The 11401-nt window shown below is 34.7% G+C and carries 9 protein-coding genes; 4 read left to right on the top strand and 5 right to left on the bottom strand.

The genetic code is table 11. The annotated features are described in order from the left end of the window. Positions 1 to 1375: CotH kinase family protein (locus tag ACH2CJ_RS14630; RefSeq protein WP_394993685.1), on the top strand; the 1375-nt coding region annotated here is incomplete at its 5' end. 23 nt (positions 1376 to 1398) lie between these two features. On the opposite strand, the gene ACH2CJ_RS14625 is transcribed toward ACH2CJ_RS14630, so the two are convergent. The 5 genes from ACH2CJ_RS14625 to ACH2CJ_RS14605 all read right to left on the bottom strand — a co-directional run bounded on the left by ACH2CJ_RS14625 (position 1399) and on the right by ACH2CJ_RS14605 (position 7739). Beyond that, positions 1399 to 1569 (bottom strand): hypothetical protein, encoded by a 171-nt coding sequence (locus tag ACH2CJ_RS14625; RefSeq protein ID WP_394993684.1) that lies wholly within the window; start codon positions 1567 to 1569, stop codon positions 1399 to 1401. Positions 1570 to 1864: 295 nt separating this feature from the next. Continuing rightward, positions 1865 to 3580 carry a translation initiation factor IF-2 gene (gene infB, locus ACH2CJ_RS14620; protein WP_394993688.1) on the bottom strand — a complete coding sequence of 572 codons (1716 nt, stop codon included), beginning with the start codon at positions 3578 to 3580 and terminating at the stop codon, positions 1865 to 1867. Between the two features lie 1718 nt (positions 3581 to 5298). Beyond that, the gene (gene nusA, locus ACH2CJ_RS14615) at positions 5299 to 6543 is read right to left on the bottom strand and encodes a transcription termination factor NusA (RefSeq protein ID WP_394993683.1); all 1245 of its coding nucleotides are present in this window, start codon (positions 6541 to 6543) and stop codon (positions 5299 to 5301) included. Between the two features lie 98 nt (positions 6544 to 6641). After that, positions 6642 to 7109, bottom strand: a complete 468-nt coding sequence (gene rimP / locus ACH2CJ_RS14610; RefSeq protein WP_394993682.1) for a ribosome maturation factor RimP — start codon at positions 7107 to 7109, stop codon at positions 6642 to 6644. 174 nt (positions 7110 to 7283) lie between these two features. Beyond that, the gene (locus tag ACH2CJ_RS14605) at positions 7284 to 7739 is read right to left on the bottom strand and encodes a hypothetical protein (protein ID WP_394993681.1); all 456 of its coding nucleotides are present in this window, start codon (positions 7737 to 7739) and stop codon (positions 7284 to 7286) included. A 153-nt stretch (positions 7740 to 7892) separates the two neighbouring features. Between ACH2CJ_RS14605 and ACH2CJ_RS14600 the strand changes: the two genes are divergently transcribed. The 3 genes from ACH2CJ_RS14600 to ACH2CJ_RS14590 all read left to right on the top strand — a co-directional run bounded on the left by ACH2CJ_RS14600 (position 7893) and on the right by ACH2CJ_RS14590 (position 11324). Next, the gene (locus ACH2CJ_RS14600; RefSeq protein WP_394993680.1) at positions 7893 to 9023 is read left to right on the top strand and encodes an endonuclease/exonuclease/phosphatase family protein; all 1131 of its coding nucleotides are present in this window, start codon (positions 7893 to 7895) and stop codon (positions 9021 to 9023) included. Positions 9024 to 9251: 228 nt separating this feature from the next. Beyond that, positions 9252 to 10352: a DNA-processing protein DprA gene (gene dprA, locus ACH2CJ_RS14595; RefSeq protein WP_394993679.1), complete on the top strand. Its 1101-nt coding sequence runs from the start codon at positions 9252 to 9254 to the stop codon at positions 10350 to 10352. A 90-nt stretch (positions 10353 to 10442) separates the two neighbouring features. Continuing rightward, on the top strand, positions 10443 to 11324 hold the full coding sequence (locus ACH2CJ_RS14590; RefSeq protein ID WP_394993678.1) for an alpha/beta fold hydrolase: 882 nt from the start codon (positions 10443 to 10445) through the stop codon (positions 11322 to 11324). Positions 11325 to 11401 lie beyond the last annotated feature (77 nt).

Here is an 11401-nt window from a genome sequence, read left to right as displayed (position 1 = left end):
AATTTATGCCACCACTTTTTCTGGCACAAACTTGAGTGCTTTAAAGCCATTTTTTTTATTTGAAGGCAAAGAAGTAACAGTTAATAATAAACCTCAAGTAAGTGGAGTAACTGCTCAGAATTTTCAACTACCAATAACATATTCCATCAAAGCAGCAAATGGAAGTACAAAACAATATATTTTAAAATTTAATGATACCAATGTTCCAGCTTTTTATATTTCAACCAATAATTTAGCTATACAAAGTAAAGTGATTTATACTGCAGGTTATTTGAAAATTAAAGGTGGAATTAAAGGAGATAGTTTGTTTGGAGGTTTAATGGAAATAAGAGGAAGAGGAAACTCCACATGGAATTTACAAAAAAAACCGTACAAAATAAAACTCGGAAAGAAAACTAGTTTATTAGGCATGAATGAAAGCAAACAGTGGGTTCTGCTTGCAAATTACGCTGATAAAAGTTTATTAAGAAACGAAGTAGGTTTCGAGTTAAGTCGCAAACTAGGGCTTCCTTATACCCCATCAAGTAAATTTGTTGATGTAATTCTAAATGGTTCATATATTGGCAATTATGAGCTGGTTGAACAGATTGAAGTAAGCAAAAATAAGGTAAATATCACCGAACAAAACATTACTTCAACAACGCTACCCGACATTTCGGGTGGTTACTTAGTAGAGCTTGATGGTTTTGCATATACGGAAACGGTTAATTTTACAACCCAACGTAATATGGCTGTTTCGGTGCATTATCCTGATGATGACGTAATAAATCAGGCACAGAAAAACTACATTAGTGCTTACTTTAGAAACTTTGAAAGCAGTCTCTTTTCCAGCGAATTTGACGATCCAATAATAGGTTATAAAAAGTATTTTGACATAGATTCATATATCAATTTTTATCTTGTCAATGAAATAATGGGAAATCCAGATTTATTTTGGAGTACTTACATGTATAAAAACAGAAATAATGATAATATTTATACCGGTCCAGTTTGGGATTTTGACATTTCTGCTAATAACGATCAACGTATTGGCGACTCGGTGAATAAATTGATGCTTGATGCTGCTCATCAGCCAAAACAATGGATAAATAGACTGATGATGGACAAAGTATTTCGTAATAAAATACGTAAGCGATGGAATGAAATATATAATGATAAGTTAAATTCAATAATACCTTTTATTGATGTCATGGCGGCTAAAATTGCTGTTTCGCAAAAAAAGAATTTCACAAAGTGGCCGATTCTTAATGAAAGAGTATATCTCAACTTTCAAACGGCAGGTTCTTATACTGGTGAAGTAAATTATTTGAAAAATTATTTATCATCAAGAATAACTTGGCTAAATACCCAGTTTAATAGTAGTAGATTTGATTGAAGTTTTTGTAAAATTTCAATATATTATCCAAAATATCCTTCTCTTTCAAAAAACAAATAATCTTGTTTGGTCATTTCAGTCAAAGCTGCCAGTAATTCTTCATCAACTTTTTTGATATGAAAACATGACTTTCCTTTAAGCAATTTTCGGAGATTATCAGAAATATGGAATTCATGATTTGCATAACAGCCCATAGAATAAAAACCAACGTATGATTTCTAAATCATGACTGCTCCAAAATAAACTTCCTCAAATTTCCGTCCGTTTACATTTACAGCTTTTGTTGAAACAATGTCATAACGTCCATCTTCATCAACTTTTACTGTCATTGGTGGTACATAAACTTCGAGAATATTCTTTAACTCTTAAAATAGCGGAAGTAAGGCAGGGTTTTTCATGTTAAGTAAATTTAGATCAATTATACAAAATTAAAAAAGACCTATCATTTCTGAAAGGTCTCTCTTAAATTTATTCATTACTGAACTAATATTATAATTTACGCTTAACTTCTTTAATTTCGAAGCTTTCGAGTGTATCGCCTACTTCGATTTCATTGAAACCTTTTAAGCTCATACCACATTCAAAGCCATATTTTACTTCATTTACATCATCTTTGAAACGACGTAATTGTTGAATTTCTCCTTCATGAACAACAATTCCATCACGTATTAACCTCACTTTATTATTACGTTTGAAATTACCATCAGTAACATAACATCCTGCGATTGTACCCACTTTACTAATTTTGAATACTTCACGCACTTCGATTGTACCAACAATTGTTTCTTCTTCTTTCGGAGCTAACAAGCCTTCCATCGCATCTCGAATCTCATTGATGGCATCATAAATAATTGAATACAAGCGGATTTCGATTTCTTCTTGGTCAGCTATTTTACGAGCGTTGGTTGATGGTCTCACTTGGAAACCAATCACGATAGCATCGGCAGTAGAAGCAAGCAATACATCTGATTCTGAAATCTGTCCAACTCCTTTATGAATAATCGCAACTTGAACTTCTTCTGTAGAAAGTTTCAATAGTGAATCTGAAAGGGCTTCTACCGAACCATCTACGTCACCTTTCACAATTACGTTCAATTGATGGAAAGCTCCAATTGCTTTACGGCGACCAATTTCTTCGAGTGTAATGTGTTTTTTGGCACGAATACTTTGCTCGCGGTGAATTTGCTCACGTTTATTGGCAATATCACGGGCTTCACGCTCAGTGTCCATAACGTTGAATCTATCGCCCGCTTGTGGAGCTCCTGGCAAACCTAGTACTTGAACGGGTGTTGATGGACCTGCAACTTTAATTCTTGCACCAGTGGCATCAACCATTGCTTTCACACGTCCAAAATATTGACCTGCTAAGATTACATCTCCTACTTTGAGCGTTCCGTTTTGAACCAAAACAGTTGCTACATAGCCACGTCCTTTATCAAGCGAAGCTTCTACCACTGTTCCAACCGCAGTCCTATTTGGATTTGCTTTTAGGTCAAGTATCTCAGCTTCAAGTAAAACTTTATCTAATAATTCGTTAATACCAATACCTTTTTTGGCTGAAACTTCTTGTTCTTGGTATTTTCCACCCCAACTTTCGACTAAAATATTTTCTTTCGATAAATCTTCACGAATCTTCGCTGGATTTGCCCCTGCCTTATCAATTTTGTTGAGTGCAAATACAATTGGAACACCAGCATTTTGAGCGTGATTGATTGCTTCACGGGTTTGAGGCATCACACTATCATCGGCAGCTACCACAACAATTACAATGTCGGTAACTTTTGCACCTCTGGCACGCATGGCAGTAAAGGCTTCGTGACCAGGAGTATCAAGGAATGAGATTTTCTTGCCTTTGTTTGGACCTTCATTAATTTCTACATCATAAGCTCCAATATGTTGAGTGATTCCACCTGCTTCACCAGATACAACTTTTGAGCTACGAATATAATCGAGCAATGACGTTTTACCGTGGTCAACGTGACCCATAATGGTTACGATTGGAGCTCTTGGTAATAAGTCTTCTGCTGCATCTTCTTTTTCAATAGTATCTATTTTTATCTCTTCCTCGGCTGAGATAAACTGTACATCAAAATCAAAATCAAGGGCAAGCATTTGAATTGCTTCTGCATCAAGGCGTTGGTTGATGGATACAAACATACCCATTTTCATTGCCGCAGAAATTACTTGCGTAACCGACACGTCCATTAATGATGCTAACTCAGCAGCAGAAATAAATTCGGTTACTTTCAACGTTGTACTTTCCTCTTGCTCCTGTAAAACACGTTGCTCTTCTTGGTCGGCACGAGTTTTACGCTTATCTTTTCTATATTTCGCTCCAAAGTCAGGTCCTTTGGTTTGCATACGAGCCATCGTTTGCTTGATTTGCTCCTTTACTTGTACCTGTGAAACCTCTTCTCGGCGTTCTTTTTTCTTCTTTAAATCTGGCTTTTTGTTACTATTTGCAGTAGAAGTAGTAGCGTTTGTTGTTGTCGTTGTTGTACCTGTTGTTGCTGGCGAACCAGTTCCTCCTTGACCTTGTGGTCTTGGTCTATTTACAACATCACCGCCCGTACTATTTACTTTTTCGCCACGCTTCACACGCTTACGTTTACGCTTGCGTTTTTCTTCGTTGGTTAATGGTTTTTTCTCAACAGGTAGCTCTATTCTACCTAAAACTTTTAAGCCTTGTAGTTTTTCACCTCTTGCTTGAATTAATTCTGGCTCAATAACTTCCTCAATAATAACTTCTTTCTTGATTGGTTGTGGAACAATTACAGGTCTTTGATCAGCTCTGTGAGGTGGGCGTTGGTCGGTTCTTTGTGGCGGTTGTCCGCCTTGACCTTGTGGCCTACCTTGTCCTTGTGGTCTTTGTTGTGAATCTTGTCTTGGATATTGAGGTCTTGAATCCTGTCTTTGATTATCTTGTGGACGGCGGTCAGTTTGCTTTTGCTCAACTTTTGGAAGTTCAATCACTACTTTTGGTGTTTCCACAACAACTTTAGGCACTTCGACAATTGGCTTTACTTCCTCAACAACTAATTTCGGAGCTTCGACAATAGGTTTTGGTGCTTCAATGACAGGTTTTGGCATTTCTGCAACTATTACTAGTTCAACTTTAACAGTTTCTTTGGGTGTTTCAACAACAACCTTTGGTTGTTCAACTACAACAACTGGTTTTTGTGGCTCAATTTCTACTTTAGGTATTGGCACAACTGGCTCTACCTTTACAGGTTCTGCTGGAGTGGGCTTTTTATCTAAATCAATTTTGCCAAGAATCGTTACGCCTTGAAGTTTATTTTCTACACGAATTACTTCAGGTTCGGACAATATTGTTGGTTTTTTTTCGATAATCGGTTCTATTTTCTTTTCTTCAACTTTGGCTTGCTCACGAAAATAGAGAATATCAGAATTACCGGACGAAGATTTGTTTTCTTCGACAGATTTTGGTGCTGCACCATCTTCAAACAAAGATATATTGTTATATTCTTTTGAAAGAATATTTAATTGTTCTGCGTTGAGTTTGGCATTTGGATTATTTTCAATACGAATTCCTTTTACTGCAAGTTTTTCGACGATAGTAACGATACCAACGTTGAGTTTCTTAGCTGCAAGGCTGAGTCGCATTTCTTTTTGTTCTGTCATAAATTGATTATAAAAATCGGTTTTTGTTATCCATTGCTGGACTATTTCTTTACTAATTGTGAACTGGTGCGACAAAAGATAACAAAATCCATACACACCACTTATTAATAGGTATAAAACCTATAAGTAGTAAAGTTCAATCAAACGACATTTCAGAATTTTATAATCAACTGATTATCAGGTTATTATTTTACATTCTTCATATCGATTAGTTTTAAATTACTACTTAATAACCTTTCCAACGTATAAAACGAAAGAAAGGTTTTATGAACTACACTCATTTATTCAAATTCTCGGCGTAATACTTCCATTACTTCTTCGATTGTTTCTTCTTCTAATTCGGTACGACGAGCAATATCTTCTTTTGAAATTGCCAAAACCGACTTAGCTGTATCTAGACCAATTTTGCGGAATTCATCCAATACCCAATCTTCGATTTCATCCGAGAATTCTGACAAATCTACGTCTTCCTCATCTTCTTCTCCTTCAATATCTCTAAAGACATCAAGCTCCATTCCTACTAATTTTCCTGCCAATTTAATATTCATTCCACCTTTACCAATTGCCAACGACACTTGGTCTGGTTTCAAGTAAACTGCAACACGTTTGCGTTCATTGTCAATTTGAATATTACTGATTTTAGCAGGACTTAATGCTCTGGAAATCAATAGATTAAGATTGTCTGTCCACTGGATAACGTCGATATTTTCATTTTCCAATTCTCTAACGATTGTATGAATTCTTGAACCTTTCATACCTACGCAAGCTCCTACTGGGTCTATGCGGTCATCGTAAGATTCGACTGCAACTTTGGCTCTTTCGCCTGGTTCACGAACAATTTTACGAACAGAAATAAGTCCATCCAAAATTTCAGGTATTTCTTGTTCAAACAAGCGTTCCAAAAATACTGGTGAAGTACGTGAAAGCGTAATTCGTGGTGTGCCATTATTCATTTCTACTTTATGAACAACTGCTCTTATATTTGAACCTTTTCGTGGTCTATCTTTTGGAATCTGCTCTGTTTTTGGTAAAACTAATTCATTGCTTTCATTGTCTAAGCAAACGAATTCTTTACCCAATATTTGGTAAACTTCTACAATAATTAACTCTCCTACTAAGTCTTTGTACTTCAAATAAAGCATTTCTTTTTCCAAATCCTTGATTTTTTGAATCAACGTTTGGCGAGCAGTTTGTACAACACGACGACCAAAATCTTCTAATTTTACTTCGTCGGCTACTTCTTCGCCAATTTCAAAGTCAGGTTGAATTTTTTGAGCTTCCGAAAGCATAATCTTGTCGGTATCCCAAATATCTTCTGAGTTATCGTCAACGATTTCACGTGTACGCCACATTTCTAAGTCGCCGCTGTCAGCATTGATGATAACGTCGAAATTATGGTCAGAACCAAATTTTTTACGAATCATTGTCCGAAAAACCTCTTCCAACACCTTAATCATGGTTGGTCGGTCGATGTTTTTTTCACGGGCAAATTCCGAAAAGGATGCTATTAACTCTCCACTGTGCATAGAATTCTGAATTAATTCTGAGTTTTGGGTTATGAATTATGAGTTCTGAACGATACCGTCAAAATCTCTTTCTCAATAATACCCTTAAAGACTCTTATTTATTTGAATGATATTATTACTTGTGATTCTTTGATGTTTACAAACGGAATTGACATGGGCACTATTTCCTCAGTCTTTTTGCGTTTCTTTTCTTCTATTATTATAATCTGTTGACTATCAACACTTTCCAGTTTCCCCTTAACAATCGTTCCGTCTTTTAAGGTAATTTGTAAACTTCTTCCTACATTTTTGTGATACATCCTTTCCGATTTCAGCAATACCTCTACTCCTGGCGATGAAACCTCCAATGTATAATTTTCAGACATTATTTCGTCTAAACTTTCTCCTAAATGACGACTTATGGCACGACATTCATCAATTTTAATTCCTTCGTCAGAATCTAATAAAATCGTAACTTTATTATTCAATCTTGACAAGGAAACTTTTATATCAACCACAAAAAACTTATCGTTTTCGAGAAATGGTTGCAAGAGTTGTTCTATTTTTTGTTTTACGTCGGTATTCATACAATTTTAAGTAACGAAAATGAAATTTCGTTTAGAAATTACAAGAAAAAAAGGAGGGCTTCGCACCTCCTTTTTCACAATTCTACCGCAAATGTAGGTATTAAATTCTGTTTTTGCAAGTTTGAATACTATATTTTATTTGATTTATGAATCCTATTTTAAAAGACATCTTTTTTATTCAAAATTTCTTAATTTCTTTTTCGAATACTCATAAGCGATGATTGCAGGTACATAAAAGGTTATATCTGCTATAATTTTTGCAAGAATTATTCCTAACCAAATTTCATTGACCCAAATTGGGAAATAATACATAAGCGTTGGGCGAATTAATAGGCTATCTACCACTTCGGAAAAACCAAATTCTACAACTAATGCTCTTATGTTTAATGTAAATGTTGTGAATGAATATTTTATACCTTTTTTAAGTAATTCTTTATGAGTATTATAAATATCTACTAAGAGCATATATCCAAAATAGACAATATTTCCGACCCAAGTACCCACTAAAGCAGTGGTTAGATGGTTTTGAGTTATTTTATAAGTAAAAACAGAAGATAAAATAGTTGCAGTACTGGAAATTATTCCCGCTGGCATATATCGTTTTGCCCATTCAATTATCTTTTCTTTCATTTTTCGTTATAATTGTTGTGTAAATTTAGTTAGTAAAGATAGCTTTTAAGAAACTCTTATTTAAAGATTCTATCAGGTATATTTCGTAGTTTTGAATTTAGGAACTATTTTTAGGCAAAGATGTAGATTATTAGGAAATTTTAAGCCCAAACCATGATATTGATTAGACAATTTTTAAAGCGATTTTTATTCTTTCTGAATATTTTACTGGCACTCTATACTTTATTAGTTTACCAGTTGAGTTATTCGGTAAGTGTAAAACATTGGCTGGCTGGTTTTATGATGCTTACGATGCCATTTATATTGGTTTCAAATGTTGTGTTTGTGTTGATTTGGGCTTTACGTAAATCTTACCGAGTACTTCTTTCTTTTATTATTCTAATCGTTGGTTTTCCATTTATATTACGAACCGTTTCTTGGCACAACATAGATAGTACAGACACGCGAGAGGGGCTTACCGTGTTGAGTTATAATCTTATGTGGTGTGATGCCTTTACTTATGTAGAAAAACATGACACTACCAATGCTATCAATTTAGTAAAAAAAGTGGTCGATATTGACGCTGATATTAAGTGTGTGCAAGAATTATTTAATTGGGATGGTTTTCCTCAGTTTCGAACTATAAAAAAACTACGAGGAACCCAAAAATATTATACTTATGTGCATTCCACTCCTGGAAATGACAAAGGTCAAGGTGAAATTGGTCTGGCTATTTTTTCAAAATATCCAATTATACGAAAACAGGAAAAGCATTGGTCAATTAATCATAATGGTTTACTTTCAGCAGATATTGTTGTTAAAAACGATACAATTAGAGTTATAAATGTACAATTACGTTCGATGGGAGTACGTGTACAGCGAGTAATTGAGGCAAAAGAAGACAAAGAAAAAGCAAAAAAAGAAGCAAAAACAATTTATCATCAACTGAAAAGCGGTTTTGAAGACAGAGTAATTCAAGTAAAAGAATTAGAGAAATGGATTGAAGAAAGTCCATATCCGTTGATTGTCTGCGGTGATTTTAATGAATTACCTTACGGTTTTGCTTATGGAAAAGTACGTAAATACTTGAAAAATAGCTTTGAAGAGGCTGGACGTGGATTTGGTTTTACGTATCATAGAAAGCCTGGTTTTATAAGAATTGACAACCAGTTTTTTGATGATAAAAGTTTTGAAATCAAACGTTTTAAGACTTTTTCAGACACGCCTTACTCTGACCATTATCCGATTTGGGGGGAGTATATTTTCAAAAGCTCGGTGGTACTGAGAGACCAAAACGTTAAGTAAAAAATATTTATTTTGTTACTTGTATAAGACTTGTTTAAGTTTTTTGATTTGGGCTTAAAATGCACGTTTTTAACTTACTCTTCGTTCAAAAAAGTATCATTTTTTACCAGCAAAAAAAAACTTAAACAACCTTTAAAAACAAAATTCTACTTTTTCTAACAATAAATATCAAACAATTCTCACTTTGTGCCTTTGAACCACTGTGCCTTAGTGTCTTAAAATGAATTCATGGAAAAACTTTATCAGATTGCTTTGACTAATGTTGATGGTGTTGGAAGTGTGTTTTTTCGGCAGTTGATAAGCTATTGCGGTTCGGCTGAAAGTGTTTTTAAAACAAAAACTGATAGGCTTCTCAAAATTCCGGGAGTAGGTAAAACTATCGTTGAAGGTTTAAAGAAAAAAGCCTTGCTTGCTGATGCTGAGAAAATACTAAAAGAGGCCGAAAAACAACAAGTACAACTTTATTTTTCAACTGATAAAAACTATCCTTCTCGCTTAAAATCCCTTTATGATGCACCTTCAGTGTTGTTTTATAAAGGAAATGCCGATTTAAGCCATTTCCGTTCGGTTGGAATTGTTGGAACAAGGCAAGCCACTGACTATGGAAAGAAAACAACACAAGAGCTTGTTGAAGGGCTAAAACCCTATAATCCACTAATAATAAGTGGATTAGCTTATGGGATTGACATTTCAGCACACAAAGCTGCTCTCGAAAATAACCTTCCAACAATTGCGGTTTTAGCAAGTGGATTAGATGTGATTTATCCTTCACAACACGAGAAATATATTGAGCAAATACTCGATAAGGGTGGAATTGTTTCTGAAAATCCACTCGGAATGCAACCAATGAGAAATTTATTTATCTCACGAAATAGAATTATTGCAGGTTTGAGTGATGCCTCTGTTATAGTCGAGTCTGCCAGTAAAGGTGGCTCATTAGTAACGGCAGAATATGCTAACAACTATCACCGACAAGTTTTTGCAGTACCAGGTACACTCGCCAATAAAGCGTCGGAAGGTTGTAATAAACTCATTCAACAAAATAAAGCAAATATTTATACAAAAATTGAAGACCTCATAGAAGCACTCAATTGGGATTCTCAAATAAATAGTACAAATACTCCTAAAATAAATGACTTAGATCTGAGTTTATTTACCATTGAAGAAAGTCAAGTCATTTCTCATCTTCGACAGCATGGCGAAATGCAGATTGATGAATTGAGCTGGCAAACACAAATTTCTATCAATAAGATAGCTTCTCTCCTACTCAATCTCGAATTTCAAGGTATCGTAAAAGCCATGCCTGGAAAAAGGTTTGGATTGAAATAACATTAAATTTAATATTTTCTCAAACGAATTACATATAATCTTCGTTTATTTGACAACTACTATGTTTTAAAAATGTAAATACAAATTCAAGTGAAATCAAGATTAAAATTTATTTTTACATTTATTGTTTTTAGTGTCATTTTGGTCTCATGTTTTAATAAATGGATAATGACCGACAAAGAGATAAAATTCCACTATCACAATCGTCTTGCAAAACCACTTTATCACATTGCTCAAACCGATTCAGTCAAACTCCACTACGTAACTTTCGGGGCAGACACAGCTCAACCTGTTCTTTTTATACATGGAGCTCCAGGGGCTTGGGATGGCTATCTAAATATGCTTGATGATAGCCTTCTTCAACATAGTTTTCATCTTATTTCGGTGGATCGACCTGGCTACGGAAAATCTCAGGAATTCGGAACATCGAACCTTCCCAAAAAGAAGGCATATTCTCTCGAACAACAGGCTAAAAGCATTATTCTTGCTTTAAAAAGCAACCATTCTAACAAAAAAGCAATTATTATTGGTCGGTCTTATGGAGCTCCTGTGGCAGCAAAGATAGCCGCTTTGTTTCCTGATAAAATCGAAAAAATCATATTGCTTTCTCCTGCAATTGACCCCGATACTGAAAAGTTTTGGTGGTTCTCTAAATTTGGAAAAGTGTTTTTAGTACGTTGGTTTCTTCCTGAAAGAATGAATACAGCAACTGATGAAAAATATGCTCATATAAAAGAATTACAACTACTCAAAAACGATTGGAAAAAGATCAATTCAGAAGTAACGGTAATGGTAGGCGGACAAGATTGGATTGTGGATACAACAAATTTTTCGTTTGCAAAAAAGATGCTTACTGGAAAAAATGCTAAATTTATATTTATTCCTGAGTCGGGGCATTTGATTTCAAATTCAAGACCTGATTTAGTCAAAAAAGAGCTGTTTAGTCAACAGTCGACGGTCAATAGTCAATAGTAAAACTCTTTTTGTATAATTCATTATGGACTGCTAATATCGACCGTGAACTAAAACATTTACCTAAACTAACCATA

Source organism: Emticicia sp. (assembly GCF_043780375.1).
Classification (GTDB): domain Bacteria; phylum Bacteroidota; class Bacteroidia; order Cytophagales; family Spirosomataceae; genus Emticicia.
This window is presented reverse-complemented; position numbering and strand designations above follow the sequence as displayed.